Source organism: Paenibacillus brasilensis (genome assembly GCF_009363115.1).
Taxonomy (GTDB): Bacteria; Bacillota; Bacilli; order Paenibacillales; family Paenibacillaceae; genus Paenibacillus; species Paenibacillus brasilensis.
Genome location: NZ_CP045298.1, coordinates 136,794 through 152,680, shown reverse-complemented (window position 1 = coordinate 152,680; position 15,887 = coordinate 136,794). Strand labels below are relative to the sequence as shown.

At 44.7% G+C, this 15,887-nt stretch carries 14 protein-coding genes and 1 pseudogene; 12 read left to right on the top strand and 3 right to left on the bottom strand.

Going from position 1 to position 15,887, the window contains the following annotated elements; genetic code table 11:
* Positions 1-184 precede the first annotated feature (184 nt).
* The 3 genes from GCU48_RS00935 to GCU48_RS00925 all read left to right on the top strand — a co-directional run bounded on the left by GCU48_RS00935 (position 185) and on the right by GCU48_RS00925 (position 3,913).
* Positions 185-1,645, top strand: coding sequence for an MATE family efflux transporter (locus GCU48_RS00935; protein ID WP_152378744.1), 1,461 nt, complete (start codon positions 185-187; stop codon positions 1,643-1,645).
* Positions 1,646-1,893: 248 nt separating this feature from the next.
* Positions 1,894-3,360 (top strand): FAD-dependent oxidoreductase, encoded by a 1,467-nt coding sequence (locus GCU48_RS00930; protein ID WP_244315988.1) that lies wholly within the window; start codon positions 1,894-1,896, stop codon positions 3,358-3,360.
* Positions 3,361-3,373: 13 nt separating this feature from the next.
* Positions 3,374-3,913, top strand: a complete 540-nt coding sequence (locus GCU48_RS00925) for an MBL fold metallo-hydrolase (RefSeq protein WP_152378743.1) — start codon at positions 3,374-3,376, stop codon at positions 3,911-3,913.
* A 736-nt stretch (positions 3,914-4,649) separates the two neighbouring features.
* Here GCU48_RS00925 and GCU48_RS00920 read toward each other — a convergent pair.
* On the bottom strand, positions 4,650-4,892 hold the full coding sequence (locus GCU48_RS00920) for a helix-turn-helix domain-containing protein (RefSeq protein ID WP_244316228.1): 243 nt from the start codon (positions 4,890-4,892) through the stop codon (positions 4,650-4,652).
* A 324-nt stretch (positions 4,893-5,216) separates the two neighbouring features.
* Here GCU48_RS00920 and GCU48_RS00915 point away from each other — a divergent pair.
* Together GCU48_RS00915 and GCU48_RS00910 are read left to right on the top strand one after the other, a co-directional pair.
* Positions 5,217-5,350: pseudogene (locus tag GCU48_RS00915) on the top strand (IS3 family transposase); the annotation flags it as partial.
* 463 nt (positions 5,351-5,813) lie between these two features.
* Positions 5,814-6,275 (top strand): group II intron maturase-specific domain-containing protein, encoded by a 462-nt coding sequence (locus GCU48_RS00910; RefSeq protein ID WP_244315986.1) that lies wholly within the window; start codon positions 5,814-5,816, stop codon positions 6,273-6,275.
* Positions 6,276-6,621: 346 nt separating this feature from the next.
* Here the strand turns inward: GCU48_RS00910 and GCU48_RS00905 are convergent, their stop codons facing one another.
* Positions 6,622-6,927 (bottom strand): rhodanese-like domain-containing protein, encoded by a 306-nt coding sequence (locus GCU48_RS00905; protein ID WP_152378742.1) that lies wholly within the window; start codon positions 6,925-6,927, stop codon positions 6,622-6,624.
* A gap of 269 nt (positions 6,928-7,196) precedes the next feature.
* On the opposite strand from GCU48_RS00905, the gene aroA reads away from it, so the two are divergent.
* The 4 genes from aroA (at position 7,197) to ptsP (ending at position 12,868) form a co-directional block, all read left to right on the top strand.
* On the top strand, positions 7,197-8,489 hold the full coding sequence (gene aroA / locus GCU48_RS00900) for a 3-phosphoshikimate 1-carboxyvinyltransferase (protein ID WP_152378741.1): 1,293 nt from the start codon (positions 7,197-7,199) through the stop codon (positions 8,487-8,489).
* A 33-nt stretch (positions 8,490-8,522) separates the two neighbouring features.
* A complete protein-coding gene (locus tag GCU48_RS00895; RefSeq protein WP_025717812.1) occupies positions 8,523-8,957 on the top strand; it encodes a CoA-binding protein in 435 nt (144 codons plus the stop codon).
* A 285-nt stretch (positions 8,958-9,242) separates the two neighbouring features.
* Positions 9,243-11,126 (top strand): glucose PTS transporter subunit IIA, encoded by a 1,884-nt coding sequence (locus GCU48_RS00890; protein WP_152378740.1) that lies wholly within the window; start codon positions 9,243-9,245, stop codon positions 11,124-11,126.
* Entirely contained in the window at positions 11,123-12,868 is a 1,746-nt protein-coding gene (gene ptsP, locus GCU48_RS00885; RefSeq protein ID WP_152378739.1) for a phosphoenolpyruvate--protein phosphotransferase, read from the top strand. The genes GCU48_RS00890 and ptsP overlap by 4 nt, the downstream gene beginning before the upstream one ends.
* Positions 12,869-12,962: 94 nt before the next feature.
* Here the strand turns inward: ptsP and GCU48_RS00880 are convergent, their stop codons facing one another.
* Positions 12,963-13,493, bottom strand: coding sequence for a type 1 glutamine amidotransferase domain-containing protein (locus GCU48_RS00880; protein ID WP_152378738.1), 531 nt, complete (start codon positions 13,491-13,493; stop codon positions 12,963-12,965).
* 384 nt (positions 13,494-13,877) lie between these two features.
* Between GCU48_RS00880 and GCU48_RS00875 the strand changes: the two genes are divergently transcribed.
* The 3 genes from GCU48_RS00875 to ccpA all read left to right on the top strand — a co-directional run bounded on the left by GCU48_RS00875 (position 13,878) and on the right by ccpA (position 15,881).
* On the top strand, positions 13,878-14,324 hold the full coding sequence (locus tag GCU48_RS00875; RefSeq protein ID WP_152378737.1) for a hypothetical protein: 447 nt from the start codon (positions 13,878-13,880) through the stop codon (positions 14,322-14,324).
* 101 nt (positions 14,325-14,425) lie between these two features.
* Positions 14,426-14,767 (top strand): bacillithiol system redox-active protein YtxJ, encoded by a 342-nt coding sequence (ytxJ, locus tag GCU48_RS00870; protein ID WP_152378736.1) that lies wholly within the window; start codon positions 14,426-14,428, stop codon positions 14,765-14,767.
* A gap of 106 nt (positions 14,768-14,873) precedes the next feature.
* A complete protein-coding gene (gene ccpA / locus GCU48_RS00865; protein ID WP_025717807.1) occupies positions 14,874-15,881 on the top strand; it encodes a catabolite control protein A in 1,008 nt (335 codons plus the stop codon).
* Positions 15,882-15,887: the final 6 nt, after the last annotated feature.

The window sequence follows — 15,887 nt, the reverse complement described above, 5'->3', positions numbered from 1 at the left end:
AACTTCAAATATTCATTTGTTAACCAACGCTCAGATTTTAGCAAACGACAACAAAAGCACGGAGCATCCACAGATTTATTTCCATAAGGGCCGCGATCAATGCTATCCACATCTCTTGAAAATCCAAGAAAGCGCGAGCAAATGCAAGAAATGCATGGAATATTATACAAGGAGAGAATAGTAAATGGGAGATTTTAACTCAAATCTAAACGACCCTAGCCAAGGGGAAGCTCTGACTACGTCAGACAAAAGCAGTAAAGCAAGGAAATCAGACCCACAGTCACTAGATCTCTTTAATGGGCCCATTGCTCTTACTACGCTGAAACTAGGCATTCCAATATTGATTAGCCAGTCCGTGCTATTTGCCCATATGATGGTGGATACTTTTTTTATATCCCTGATTGACCGGAATTCAACGGCTTTGTTGAGTGGTACAGGTTTAGTTTATAGCATATACTTGATTATTTATTATATATCCTGTTCCTTATTTATGGCGACAAGCTCCGTTACGGCCAGAGGCCTCGGCCAAAAAAATGAAGTGCTGATTAAAAGAACAGGGGACACCGGACTATTATTGGCATCGGTCATTTCGGTTATTACATTGGTTGTTTGTTCTATATTTGGGCGGAACATCATTGAGCATTTAGCGGGCAGCAAGATGTCAACTGAAGCTATTCAATATGGCGTTGATTATTTGTATTACATGATTCCGGGTATGCTATTCCAACTGTTAATGACAACTATTGGGGGAATACTGCAAGGGGAAGGTAAAGCAAAAGAAATTGGTATAGCTGTAACTGCTTCGACAATTATTAATATTATTTTAAATCCGATTTTGATTTTTGGTTTCAATATGGGAGTTAAGGGTTCGGCGTTGGCGACTTCAATCTCTGTCGGGTTAACTGTTGTATACTATTTATCTTTCTTTGTACGAGGAAAGACAACAATACAAATTCAAGGGAAAATATTTGCGCCAGACAGTAAGATTATTAAAGAAATTCTGTATATTGGTATCCCTGCTTCCATAGGCTTCTTGCTAATCAATACAGCAACCATGATATTGAATAACGTAGTAGGATCTATAAGTGAAGCATCAATGAATGCTTGGGTTTTGGTCAGCAGAACGGATCAAATGTTTTTAATCCCGGCATTCGCTATTGGGTTGTCTACAATACCCATGATCGGACAAAATTTTGGAGGGGGAAACTTTAAAAGATGTGACAAAATATTCTCCACAAATATCAAAATATGCATGATATCCGGCTTAGTTCTTGCAGCACTGTACATGTTATTTGCGCCTCAGATCTTTCAGCAATTTTCTTCTGTACAGGATGTTATAGATAACAGTGTAAGACAGGTCAGGCTGTTAACATTGACCAGCATTGGGCTTGCCGGAATTATTGTCACTTCTTTCGCTTTTCAGGCAATTGGCAAACCGATGCCCAATTTAGTCAGTGACGCTTTGCGTATGTTAATCACTTCATTTCCGGTGCTGCTGCCATTGCTTCATTTTCCCATCAAGAATATGAATCTTATTTTCATATTCTTTGGAAGCGGAAATCTGATAGCATTTTTGCTTCTGTATTTGTGGGCAAAACGCGAGTTTATAAAACTGAAAAATAAACCAACAACTACTGAGGCTTAAAACAAGGCGGGAGCGGGGCTTGCAGGCGCACAGTTCTGTTCACGGCTTATTCCTGCCGGAAGCTCGCTTTTTCGGATGAATAACTGCTTGCAGCCCCTGCTTCACATGGATTTTGCGAGTGTTCAAGATCGCATTGACACAAACATGCGAGTGATTGGCAATCTTACCCTCTTTCAATTTTCCACCGGGGCGCTGTTCGTCGGCAATCCTCGTAACTTTTCTACACATTTCCTAAAAGAGGAGATGAAATGATGAAACAAAATATAATATCCGTTGAACACTACACTCCAATTTTGATTGTCGGTACGGGTATCTCGGGGCTTGCTGTTGCTTATTATTTGTCAAAAAACCATATGAAGTACATGATAATAACAAAAAAGAATGCGCCCAAACAAAGCAACTCCTTCCTTTCAGCCGCTAATACGCGTGTTCCATCAGAGAATGAAATTAATGATATTATTAATCTTACTATTGATAAATGTGGGGCAGATCGGCCAGTTATTGAAACGCTATACAGGAATTCCGGCATAATTATAGATTTTTTTGAGGAACTAGGAATTCCTTATGAGAAAACCTCTTTTGGTATCATGCCTGAATGCTTGATTAAATCACATGGGGGAAAGAAATTAATCAATAGCTTGTTGCAGCGTATTGAGCAACCGATGTGTAATAAAATTTTGATTCATTTGGAAAAGTCCGATCATGGAGTTATCGCATTATTTTATGACACACAATCAGATCAATTTATTAGAATCTATACTAATTATTTGGTATTGGCTACGGGAGGATATGCGGGACAATTTAGTTACAATGATAATTCGCCGGGTTCAACTGGTGAAGCGCATATTTTAGCTAAAAAAATAGGTGCAAGATTAAAGGGAATGTCAACAGTAATGTGTCATCCTTGGTCAATTTACAACGGAAGGCAAATTTTATTGGGCGGAGTTGTATCTATGAGTCAAGGGAAAATAGTAGATAAGGAAGGAGTTCAATTATTAAAAGATGACCATATCAGTGATGCAATTGCATGTGATGATTATCACGAAATGATTGATGAGATTTTAAAATTTCAACTCGATTGCATCAAACAAAAAAAGGATATGTACCTGGATCTGAGCCATGCTGATGAAAACTTATTGAATGAAAAATTCAAAAAATATGGATCAAGTCCTAATATTGTTAAAAATAAAAGAATCAAAATTACGCCAACGATGCACTATTCTTCAGGAGGAATCGAAATCAATGCTAATGCTGAGGTTATAAACTTAAATCGTGTTTTTGTTACTGGAGAAGCTCAATTTAATGGTGATCTTGGCATGGGAAGAATCCCTGGACAAGCCTTCGCATCGGGTATCGTCTTTGGTAAATTAATTGCCGACAAAATAACTAATGAAGGTGTTTTTAGTACGCAATATCAACCTTCATTTAAAGATCCGCCTGAAACAATGCGGCTGTATTCGAAAGAGAATAATGACTTTCCGATTGAAGAGTTTCAGAAGAAGTTGTCGGCTCTAATGATGGATCTGACCGCTTGCCATTCATCTGTTGTTCCTTTATTATTCCATAAAAAGAAATTACAAGAAAGCCAAAACATAATATTACGCAGAGCAAGAGGATGGGGAAAGCGGTACGAGGATATATTAACTTTATTTTTTGGATATTTTGTGGCAATGGAAATTATAGAAGATCTCGAAGGAAAGAATCAAAATATATGAGTTGGTGGTAGTCATGTGGGACATAAACTATGAAATTTACCAATTAAATACACGTTCCTATCGTTTTTCAAACTTTATATACATCATCATTGATAAGACGACTAGAAATGCATTGATTGTTGACCCGGCATGGAAGCTGAATATAATAGTCGACAAGTTAAATCAGTTGGATGCAGCTTTGCAGGGAATTCTTTTAACGCATTCGCACTATGACCATGTAAATTTGGTTGCTCCTTTAGAAGGGCTGTTTAACCCTTATGTATACATGTCGAAAGCAGAGACCGACTATTATGGATTTAGGTGCAATAATTTACAGGCCATAAATGATCAGGACAAAATCAGCGTTGGAGAAACAATGGTAACCTGCATGCATACTCCAGGGCATACGGCAGGTGGTGTGAGCTATCTCCTGAAGGACAGCATATTTACTGGAGATACAATTTTCATAGAGGGCTGCGGCATTTGTAATTCCTGGGGAGGCCTCCCAGAGCAAAGTCCAGAAGGAACCGGCCGCGATGGTACCCTCGGCGCTTTTAAACGGAAATATATATAATTCCAAAAATAGGTACAATAAAATAATGTAAAAAAAGGAAGGTGATTCGATGGATGGCGGAACGAACAGAAATATAGCTTTTGAACAGCATCATAAGAGCCGCCTCTCAATTCAATACGATTTGGAGGTCAATGAATGGTGCCCGTTCTGCGGAGAAGTATAAGGGGTTATATTAGCTGCGAGCAAGGGATCATCCAACAGGTTCATTTCCGGCCATGCGGGTGCACTCATTCGAGCGAGTTGTTCAAGCTTACGCCATTATTCGAGGGTTAGCCATGCAATGGCTAGGGACGCCCCGCTTCGTATGTTCAATACATAACAGCCCATTAACTGCTTGATTCCATGACAGCATGAATACACGACTCTAATATTCGCAGTTTTCTACATCGCTCGCCCTAGGGTTACGCGGTTGAATCTGATAGCAAACCCGCTCAGGCGGGAGGGATTTCAGATGATAATAAAGAATTCCCCTGTTTGTTCATACCGGCGTGCCAGAGACATCGGAACAATCGCCCATTTTTCAGGAATCCATGAATGTTTCTATTAGTGAAGCAGATCTAAACGGATAGGCGGGTAATTTCTGTCCCCAATCCACCTGTCATACCATGCCCGAAAGGATGGGTTCCACTCAAAAAACAGCTGATTTGACGTATCCAACTCGTGATCGGTTAAGGTGTTGTTTGCAACCGGTAGTTTTCCTCTGCTTATCACAATCATTCGTTCAGCAAGGAACTTCTTAACAAGCTTTTGGTGCGGGTACGGATCTGGCTGGTCTCCTGAACAAGGGCCTCCCATCTATCTGGCCAGCAATAAAAATTCCTGCCCGCTGGAAGTTAACGATAATGTTCGGAGTCCCTCTTCCACGGTCGATTAAGTTCATCCCGACTTCCCGCTCCAGTTGAGTCAAACGGTGACTTAGGGTGGATAGGGAGATAAATAAGGAGCTGGCGGCTTCAGTTAAACTACCGTGTCTTACTATAGAAAGGAAAGCTTCGATTCCTAACCCTGTACCGTTGGATGGCCGAGTACAAGAAAGATGGACAGCAAGCCTTCCCGGGCAGCGGGCAACTGAAGTCGGAGGACAAAGCTATACGCGACTTGCAGAAACGAATCCGGGATCTGGAAGAGGAGAATGACATCTTAAAAAAGACGATGCACTTCTTCGCCAAAGACCGGCGCTGATCTATGCGTTTATCCACGTCACCGCTTCAAGTGCCGGATCTCGAAGATGTGCGGCACTTTTCAAGTATCACGAAGCGGCTACTATAAATGGACCAGGCGGAAACCGAGCCAGCGTGAGCAGCGCCGGCCTCCGAAAGACCAGGCCCTGCACCACTCCGACCGCGGTAGTCAATACGCTTCCCATGACTACCAGAATCGGTTCGCACCTACAGCATTCAAGGAAGCATGAGCCGAAAAGGGAACTGTTATGACAACGGTGTGCCACGAAGGTTAGCCTGACAGAAAGCAGAACCATGCTTAACCAGAGATGGGTTGGCCTCTCGAAACCGTCATGTGGGTGAAGGCTTCAAACGACCGTAAGCTGCTATGGTCAAAAGTCATGGTGGTGAGCGTTACGGAAAAGGCGGAGCCAGACTCCGTCAGGTAAGTGCCAGTGGAGACGAATACCAGTGAACCGTCGATTACGTATCGAAATAGCAGGGATGTCATCAAAACCAGGTTTGCGTTGTTGGCCTGGGACAAGTCCGGAAGAAACCTACTTACTGACCGGATGGTGGCCGGCATAGAGGCGGCGTGAACATGGCACAGGCTTTGGTTAGGAACGTGGGAACCTGTATTTCAATGCCAAGAGAAACCTCCAGCGAAAGAATCGCAAGGACAAAAGTATCAATGCGGAATACAGGGACGGAACAACCCGTAGTAGTGAGGAAGCTTCGTAATGGAAGTGGAGCGAGGGGGTTGTGTTATCCAGTCTTTGAACAGAGGTCAACCGCAAGAGAGGAACCATGGACAAAACAAAGCCTTACAACATCTCCAAGCAAGGCTTTTTTTCATCAGCTTCATTCCGGGTGCAAGCAATTCGGCCAAGAAGGCTATGCGGCAAACAATCCGGACATGGAGGATTCAGTTGAAATCGGAAAAGAAGTTGGAAGACCTGTCAAAGATGTTCAATCCAATTCTAAGAGGTTGGGTCAATTATTATGGACGGCTACTACAAAGCGGAAATGCATTCGGTATATCGACGCATGAATCGAGCGTTACTGAACTGGGCGAAGAGAAAGTACAAAAGATTCAGGCATCGGCGCAAACGAGCCTTGGATTGGCTCAGTCAGATTGCAAAGCGAGAACCGACACTCTTCGTTCAGTGGGAGAAGAGCTATTTTTAAGTTGGGCTGGATAATGGGAGCCGGATGAGCTGAAAGGTTCAAGTCCGGTTCTGAGAGAGCCTGGAGGTGCAACTCCTCCGGGCTACTCACCCTTGTATTGAATCTTTTCACAAACTGTTCCTTTCGTAAAAGGTGGTTCGCACTTCCATTTTACCAAGAAACGGTTTCTTTTTGTTGTACATCTTTGAGAAAAGGGATGTCCCGTCATTTTTATACTTATGGGACATCCCCTTTTGATTTGTGTAACCTTTTAACGCTGTGGTAAGATATAAGAATATATTTTAATGCATTACCGCGTTTAAGCTTTTTAGTCAAAATAAAAAAGACGGGAAAGACCCGTCCTTTTTAGCTAGTAGCTTTTTACTGCTCTTGTGACCATTGCAGCATGCCGCCGGTCATGTTGGTACAGCCTTCATAGCCGAGCTGTTGCAAATATTCGCAGGCCCGTTCACTGCGATAACCGCTCCGGCAAATAAAGATGATTTCACCGGTACGTTCAATTTCTTCAAGACGGCCCGGAAGCTGTCCGAGCGGAATGTGCTTGGCACCTTCAATCATGCCTTCCGCTACTTCTTCCGCCTCGCGGACGTCGATCAACTGCAGTTGTTCTCCTGCTTGCAGGCGTACGCGAAGCTCAGAAGGCTCAATCAGGGCGATTTGCGTCATGGCTGGACCTCTTTTCTGATGTAAAATGGGTATTGCTTGTGTTATTGAGGTGTGCGAAACATCACACACTCTATGTATGATAGCGAAGCGATCTCTAAGCTGTCAATTAGGCTGAACCTAAAGACAGATAAAGACTAGCCAACCTGCTGGATTAAACTATGGCAGGCCTAGATGAATATTCTATATTTTTTTGGTGGAGAAATGAACGCTACAGCTTGTATAATTAACGTAAACTAGGATGGTTTGAATCGAAAAGGAGCATGTACAATATGGATGTTATCGTTAGACCTACCCCTTCCTTGCAGGGAGAGATTGGGGCCTTGTCCTCCAAAAACTACACGACTCGTTATTTGCTCACAGCGGCACTAGCGGATGGAAAAAGCACCATTTACTATCCAGCCCATAGCGAAGACAGTGATGCAATGCGTCGTTGTATCGCCGATTTGGGTGCAGTGCTGGAAGAGGATGACGAAAAAATAGTTATTACAGGCTTTGGCAGCCATCCTCGATCCGTGAAGGAATTAAATGTGGGGAATGCCGGAGCGGTGCTCCGTTTTATGATGGGAATTGCATCCTTATGTCCGGATGTTACTTTCGTTAATACATATCCTGACTCATTGGGCAAACGACCGCATGACGATCTAATCGACGCGTTGGGCCAATTGGGAGTGAGGGTGGAACATCGTGAAGGTAAGCTGCCGATTCGTATCCAGGGCGGTCAAGCTAAGGGCGGTAAAATTCAGGTATCCGGTTCGGTTAGCTCACAATATTTGAGTGCCCTGCTATTCCTTACACCTTTACTGGAGGAAGACAGCGAAATCGAAGTGCTGCATGATTTGAAATCCAAGGTGGTTGTCGGACAAACGCTGGAGGTATTGCAAGAGGCCGGCATTGTCATTCATGCAAGTGAGGATTACATGTCTTTCCGTATTCCGGGACGACAATCCTATCAGCCACGTACGTATACTGTACAGGGGGATTATCCAGGGAGCGCAGCAGTGCTGGCGGCTGCTGCAGTAACGAATTCCGATGTCACCATTCATCGGCTAAAAGAGCAGAGCAAGCAGGGAGAACGTGCTATTGTAGATGTGCTGCGTATGATGGAAGTACCGTTAACGCACGAGAATGATACCGTTATCGTGAAGGGGAATGGCCGATTGAAGGCCATCGAGTTTGACGGTGATGCTGCGACAGACGCTGTACTTGCCATGGTAGCAGCGGCTGTATTTGCTGAGGGTACGTCACGTTTTTATAATGTGGAAAATTTACGGTACAAGGAATGTGACCGTATCACTGATTATTTGAATGAGCTGAGTAAGGCTGGAGCTCATGTAGAAGAACGTCAAGCGGAGATCATTGTCCATGGCAGACCGGAGGGCGTCGAAGGAGGCGTTGAAATTAACGCGCACTTTGATCACCGTGTTATTATGGCTTTGACGGTTGTAGGCTTACGTGCGCAGAAGCCATTATTGATCAAGGATGCGCATCATGTTGCCAAATCATATCCACAGTATTTTGATCATCTGGAAACGCTTGGTGCTTCAGTAGAATGGGTAAAATAAAATTAATCTAGAATGCGAACAGGAGGGGACAGAATGGCTTTTGAAAACCCGTCCAGGGAAGAAATTAAAACCATTTTGGAACAAGTAGGCAATATCGCAGTGGTTGGTTTGTCTGATAAATCAGACCGAACCTCATATATGGTTTCTTATGCGATGCAAAAGCGGGGATACCGGATTATTCCGGTTAATCCTGCCGCAGCAGGGCAAACCATTCTTGGAGAGACTTGCTATGCCAGTCTTGCTGAGGTACCCGAGCCCGTCGAATTGGTCAATGTATTCCGTCGCAGTGAATACTGTGCAGAGGTTGCGCGTGAAGCCGTTGCGATTGGAGCCAAGGTTTTATGGCTTCAACAAGGGATTATCAGCCAGGAAGCTGCTGACATTGCACAGGAGCATGGTATGACGGTTATTATGGATCGCTGCATTAAGGTAGAGGACTCGGTAACCCAGGCTGTACGTAAAGGATAATCATGAAGCTGTACCAAAAAACCTTCGACCCTAGGAAGCTGGGGAAGAAGGTTTTTGGTGTGAAATGAGAACCTAATACAGTATATTATATTTACTGGAATCTCTATAATGTATGTATGCATTGATTATGAATGATCTAACGGATAATCAAAATTAGCGATACATGTTGTAAAGATATTTTCACCTGTAGAAGCGTAAGTAAATATTTTTTTGTCAGACGAAATCATCGCTTTGACAAAATTATTTATTCAGCTTACCATCAGGGATAGAAGGGAGAGGAATGCCATGAATTGGCTCGGATCCTTACAACAGCTTGGTCGTGCTGTCATGCTCCCGACGATGGTACTACCGGCAGCTGCAATATTGCTAAGTCTCGGCAGTCTTCCTTGGTCCGCGTGGGGATTCCCGATGGTGTCTGATATGGCTAATGCGGCGGGACACGGGATTTTTTATTTTTTGCCTTACTTGTTTGCGGTTGGTGTTGCACTTGGCATGTCAAATCAGGCAGGCCAGGCAGGACTGGCGGCGCTAGCTGGTATGGCTATATATGATCAGGTCACAATGAGATTTGGAAACGGACTCATTCAACCGGCGACGCTTATCGGTATCATTTTGGGGGTCATTTCAGGGATCACCTATAATCGTTTTAAAAGCATTAAGTTGCCCGAGGTGCTTCAGTTTTTTGGGGGTACCCGTTTTGTTTTGCTGCTCATTGGCTTGTTCTCCGCTGTTTTTGCAGGACTTATGCTGGTTGTAGCTCCGTTTATTCAGAGGGGACTACAATTTATAGCAGGTCTGGAATCGAGCTTGGGTGGCTTTGGACTGTTTATTTACGGTATTCTGTACCGGCTGCTGGCGGCCTTTGGTCTTCACCATCTGCTCAATAATATATTTTGGTTTCAACTGGGTACATACAAAACGCCGTCAGGTAACGTCGTGCAGGGAGATTTGCCCCGATTTTTTGCCGGTGATCCGACAGCGGGCTATTTTATGTCCGGGTTGTTCCCAATTATGATGTTTGCGATCCCTGCCATTGCGCTGGCGATCATTCAGGAAGCGCGTGAAGATTTGAAGCCAAAGGTGCAAAAAACGTTTTTGACGGCTGCGCTTGTCTGCTTTTTTACCGGAGTATCGGAACAGATCGAGTTTGCCTTTTTGTTTGCAGCTCCTTATTTGTTCCTCGTTCATGCGGTCATGTCCGGGCTGGCTATGTGGCTTACCTTTGAACTGGATATTCATCACGGCTTTTCCTATTCGGCGGGGTTTATAGATTATGTGCTTAATTTTCATCTATCACATAACGCCTGGTTGTTGATTCCGGTGGGAGTGGCGTATGGCCTTGTCTATTATGTACTGTTTCGGTGGGCCATCCGGCGGTTCCGCATTCCAACTCCTGGCCGTGAGGAAGGTTCGGTTTTGGAGGATTGGGCCGGCAATATTCCTTACAGTGCTCCGCTTATTTTGGAAGCGCTCGGTGGGAAGGGAAATATTGTGCAGGTGGAGGCCTGCATCACACGTTTGCGGCTGACCGTTCACAATGACAGGCTGATTGATACCGGTGCGATGAAGGCTTTGGGATCGGCCGGGCTTATCAATCTGGGCGGGGGAAACTTGCAGGTCGTTTTTGGAACGTATTCAGAGCTGATTCGTGAGGAAATTGCGAAGCTGATGGAGCGTGATCTCCCTCAAATTTTGTTCAACGCTCCTGTACATGGAAAAATGCTGCCGATTCATGAAGTGCCTGACAAAATTTTTGCGACTAAGCTGGTCGGAGACGGTGTTGCTTTTGTTCCTGAACGCGGTGAACTTGTGTCACCGGTGTATGGTACTGTGATGCACCTATATCCGACGATGCACGCTTTAGGCATCTCTACACGAGAGGGACTTGAGGTTCTGCTTCACATCGGGATTGATACTTCACAGCTAAAAGGGAATTTTACTGCTATGGTAGAAGCAGGCGATACGGTGGAACCGGGACAATTGCTGATCAAATTTGATTTGCAGGCGTTGCGGGAGCAAGCTCCATCACTGGTGACTCCTATGGTCATCACGAATCCGGATCGCGTCAAGTCATGGAGCTTTGCTCCGTTTAAAACAGTGAAAAAAGGTCAGGCCTCGGTAATGTCCGTTGTGCTGCATGACAGGAATGTTGGAGGGGTAGAAACATGATAGAAGGCATCGGCGCCGCAGCAGGTGTGGCAATCGGGAAGGCATTTGTCCTGCCGAGCTGGGAGTGGGATTTACCTGAGCAAAAAATGGATGCGGTGGATCTTGCGAAGGAACTTGAACGGTTGTATGAAGGAATACGCACATCCAAAAGTGAAATCCAGTTTATTAAGGATGAGTTTCGAGAAATGGTGGGGCCGGAGGAATCCAGCATTTTTGATGCTCATCTTGCGATATTGGAAGATCCAGAGTTCATGAACGAAATCCGCGGAATAATTGAGCGCCAATACAAGGCAGCCGAGGTGGCTGTAAAGGAAGCTATTGATCATTTTGTGACGATGTTTGATTTATTGGATGATGAATATATGAAGGAGCGGGCGATCGATATTAAGGATGTGGGGAATCGGCTGCTTAAGCATCTACTGGGTGCACCGGAAGTCACTCTGCCGAAGGATACACAGCCTTATATATTGGTAGCCAAGGAGCTCTCCCCCTCTCAATCGGCTCACTTGAATCCTAGCTATGTGTTAGGCATTGTGACCATGAACGGTGGTAAAACGTCGCACTCCGCGATCATGGCCCGTGCGCTAGGTATACCGCTCGTTTCGGGCTTGGAGAGCAATCTTAATTTGCCTGTCCAGACCGGAGATATGATGGTAGTCGACGGAGATCTGGGTAAGGTGTATGTGAATCCGGAAAAGCCTGTTATTAATCACTATAAGATATTGCGTGATGAGCAGCGGCGCAGAAAAGAACAGCTACAGGTACTCGCTTCCGTGGAAGCTGTGACGAAAGATGGAACCTCGCTGAGGCTGGCGGCCAATATTAGTTCCTTAAAAGAGCTGGAGGCAGCTCTGAAGCATGGCGCTCAAGGAGTGGGACTGTTCCGAACAGAATTTTTATATATGGATCGAAAATCTGCTCCAAATGAAGATGAGCAGTATGAAGTGTACCGTCTGATCGCAGAAAAGGCAGGGAGCCACGCTGTAGTCATCCGAACATTGGATATCGGCGGAGATAAGCCACTGGACTATCTGCAACTGCCTGAGGAGGAAAATCCTTTTCTAGGCTACCGAGCTATACGGATCAGTCTTGATGCGAAGGAATTATTCAAAACTCAGCTGACAGCAATTTTGCGGGCCAGTGCAGCAGGGAATATCAAGGTGATGTACCCGATGATCTCATCCGTCGAGGAAATCCGCCAGGCAGATGCTCTCTTGAAGGAAGCTATGGAGGATTTGGATGCGAGGGGGCTTGCCTACAATCCGAACATTCAGCGCGGAATTATGATTGAGGTACCAGCTGCAGCGATGATCGCTGATCTATTGGCGGCTGAAACTGATTTTTTTAGTATCGGAACGAATGATCTGGTTCAATATGTGTTGGCAGTAGACCGCATGAACGAGCAGATTGCACATATGTACCATCCATACCATCCGGCTGTGCTTCGGATGCTCCGTATGACAGCACAAGCGGCACACCAGGCGGGCATTGATGTGAGTGTGTGTGGTGAGATGGCTGGAGATGAACGATCCATTCCTCTTTGGCTGGAGCTGGGTATACATCAGCTCAGCATGTCCCCACAATCTTTATTGCGGGTCAAGCATCGTGTGCTGAATACGACTGCATTCGAGGCGAAGAGCGTTGCTCAGGCTTGCTTCGGCATGTCTACTGGTGCAGCGATCGAAGACAAGCTGACCGAAGTTAATGTCAACTGTACCCCGGCTGGACCTGGACAGCAATAATACTATGCAATGCATCGAAAGCCAGAGCCGTCGCTCTGGACGAAAAAGCACCTTCAAACCAATATATTTTTGGCTTTGAAGGTGCTCCTTTTTTCTAGCTGTTGTCAGCTAACAGATCACAGAACGCTTTTCCGTAAGGTGGAAGGTCGGGTGGACGACGAGCAGATACAATATGTCCGTCGGTCACAACAGCCTCGTCCTTCCAGATAGCCCCTGCATTCTCCATATCATCACGGATACCTGGTGTGGAGGTTACCGTAACTCCATCCAAAATTTTGGCGGAAATCAGTACCCAGCCTGCATGGCAGATTTGTCCGATCGGTTTACGCGCGGCGTCAAATTCCTGGACGAGTTGAATTACCTTGGGATAGCGGCGTAGTTTATCAGGTGCCCAACCGCCAGGGACAAGAATCCCATCGTAATCACTGCTGTTCAGTTCTTCAAAGGCATATTCTGCTTCAGCAGGTACGCCATATTTTCCAATATATTTTTTACCCTTTTCAGCACCGGCTAAATGCACTTCTGCGCCTTCCTCACGAACGCGGTAAATCGGATACCATAGCTCCAGATCCTCGAATTCCTCATCCACCAGGGCAATAACCTTTTTTCCGGCAAGTCTCGACATCTAACCATCCTTTCGCGCGTCATATGATGACACTGCTGTTTTTTGTAGTCTCTACCTTTACATCTTAAGAAAAAGAATGCCCGAAGTCCATTCTTTCGGGGCAATAATCAGAGCTACCATATTTAAATGAATAACATGGAATACAGGAGTATATTAAAAAGCTTAGTCACTTTTCGACAGCTGACCATCAAGAACTCCACCAATCTTTTGGTAATTTGTTCATAGCTGCAATCAGTGGAAGGATTTAAAGACCTCGGAGTCGAAATAAAACAAGGCATGAAAGGTTTTATAGAATTAACAAAGCTTTTATAGACTAGTAGATAGATATATCTGGATTCTGTTGAAATCCTCATATAGCTTGATCCTACGTAATGAGGTGGTTAAATGCATAAGCAATGCCAATGCGGTACAACGATGGGACTGGAACTTAGAAAGGTGATTTATGCCGATAAGGTTGAAATTATGCACGTTCCTGTATTTTCATGCCCGTCATGCTTTTCCAGTGAGGTTTTGCAACATGTGACGAAGGACATCAAGGAACTGCTACAAAGTCTAGGAGATAAACCCTCGGCTCGGCGAATTTCCTTTGCTCGAAATAATGAACTTGCTGAGATTATTCGCAAGCTGGTGCTGGAGGAAGCGGACAATCCCAATGTGGACTGGCAATCCTCTCTGGAAGAGCGAATGGAGCTTCGGATTAATCTTTTGCTGGACCTTTATCGTTATGCGAGAAGTCTGGGAGATGAGGATTGGATGAATGATGTAGAGAAAAAATTGACACAAGTATCCGGTTTTACCAGTAAATCGGTGTTTTCGAATACAAAAAACTAAAAAATATGAAAATTTTCATGGTCACCATTGGATTTTACATGTTCTTTTTGTTACGATGTGAATAGGCCATACGTCAAGACACAGAAAGGAATGTATATCCAATGGCGACGATGACGAAAATGACTACTGTCCAACAATTAAATACGGCTCTTGAAGCGTCATCAGACAAGCCGTTGCTTCTCTTTAAACATAGCACGCGTTGTCCAATTAGTTCAGGTGCATATCAGGAGATGGAGTCCTATTTGCAAGCCGCTCCCAACGAAAATATTGAATACGGTATCATTTATGTAGTAGAAGACCGACCGGTATCCAATGAGGCTGCGGATCGGCTTCAGGTAAAGCATGAATCGCCGCAGGCCATTTTAATCAAGGACGGAGAGGCTGTTTGGCATACATCGCATTCGAATATTACAGCCCGCACGCTCCACGATCATCTCACCTAAGTGATGAAGTGCTGTCGTTGCATAAAGTAGTATTTTGTCGTATCATGGTTCTAATTAGTTGATCTAGGATTCGGTTGAAAATTTATTGGCAATGGAGAGAAGGAATGTGACGGTAACGATCTATGATGTAGCTCGCGAAGCCGGTGTCTCAATGGCTACGGTGTCTCGTGTAGTTAACAATAATCCTAACGTAAAACCTCAGACACGTAAGAAAGTGTACGAAGCGATTGAACAATTGGGATATCGCCCAAATGCGGTGGCTAGAGGTCTGGCCAGCAAAAAGACAACGACCGTTGGGGTGGTTATCCCGGATATATCAAACTCAATTTTTGCAGAGATTGCGCGCGGTATAGAGGATATTGCGAATATGTATCACTATAATATTATTTTGTGTAATGCCGATAAGCGGAAGGAAAAAGAAATTCGTGTCATCAATACGTTGCTTGAAAAGCAAGTGGATGGACTTCTGTTTATGGGCGGCACGGTCACGGACGAGCATATTCAGGCCTTTCATACAGCCGCGGTTCCTATCGTTCTGTGTGCAACGAGTGATGAAAAAGGTAGCTACCCTTCAGTCGATATTGACCATGAAGCAGCTGCTTTTGATGCGGTAAACACATTGATTCGCCACGGTCACCGTCAAATTGCAATGATCAGTGGTACGCTTCAAGATCCTGCAAACGGCTATGCACGTTTCCAAGGTTACAAGAGAGCATTGGAAACTGCCGGAATTGATTATCAGGAGGATCTCGTTCGAATCGGGAACTACCGCTATGAATCTGGTGTTGAAGCTATGAAATACTTCCTGGGCTTAAAGAAGAAGCCAAGCGCGATTTTTGCTGCTACAGATGAAATGGCGATTGGTGCTATTCATAGCATTCAGGATGAAGGCTTGAAAGTACCTGATGATTTTTCAGTGATCAGTGTCGACAATATTCGTATGGCTTCCATGGTACGCCCTCAGTTGACAACCGTAGCGCAACCGATGTACGATCTGGGTGCGGTAGCGATGCGCTTGCTGACCAAACTGATGAAAAAGGAAAATGTGGATAATTCTCGTGTCATTTTGCCGCATGAAACGATTTTGCGGTTGTCCGTTAATTATCTAGACTAAGCAAAG

Bases quoted from the DNA above. Each gene is read 5' to 3' on its own strand.
- GCU48_RS00935 (WP_152378744.1), top strand. From the start codon at position 185: ATGGGAGATTTTAACTCAAATCTAAACGACCCTAGCCAAGGGGAAGCT.
- GCU48_RS00930 (WP_244315988.1), top strand. From the start codon at position 1,894: ATGATGAAACAAAATATAATATCCGTTGAACACTACACTCCAATTTTG.
- GCU48_RS00925 (WP_152378743.1), top strand. From the start codon at position 3,374: ATGTGGGACATAAACTATGAAATTTACCAATTAAATACACGTTCCTAT.
- GCU48_RS00910 (WP_244315986.1), top strand. From the start codon at position 5,814: ATGGAAGTGGAGCGAGGGGGTTGTGTTATCCAGTCTTTGAACAGAGGT.
- GCU48_RS00905 (WP_152378742.1), bottom strand. From the start codon at position 6,927: ATGACGCAAATCGCCCTGATTGAGCCTTCTGAGCTTCGCGTACGCCTG.
- aroA (WP_152378741.1), top strand. From the start codon at position 7,197: ATGGATGTTATCGTTAGACCTACCCCTTCCTTGCAGGGAGAGATTGGG.
- GCU48_RS00895 (WP_025717812.1), top strand. From the start codon at position 8,523: ATGGCTTTTGAAAACCCGTCCAGGGAAGAAATTAAAACCATTTTGGAA.
- GCU48_RS00890 (WP_152378740.1), top strand. From the start codon at position 9,243: ATGAATTGGCTCGGATCCTTACAACAGCTTGGTCGTGCTGTCATGCTC.
- ptsP (WP_152378739.1), top strand. From the start codon at position 11,123: ATGATAGAAGGCATCGGCGCCGCAGCAGGTGTGGCAATCGGGAAGGCA.
- GCU48_RS00880 (WP_152378738.1), bottom strand. From the start codon at position 13,493: ATGTCGAGACTTGCCGGAAAAAAGGTTATTGCCCTGGTGGATGAGGAA.
- GCU48_RS00875 (WP_152378737.1), top strand. From the start codon at position 13,878: ATGCATAAGCAATGCCAATGCGGTACAACGATGGGACTGGAACTTAGA.
- ytxJ (WP_152378736.1), top strand. From the start codon at position 14,426: ATGGCGACGATGACGAAAATGACTACTGTCCAACAATTAAATACGGCT.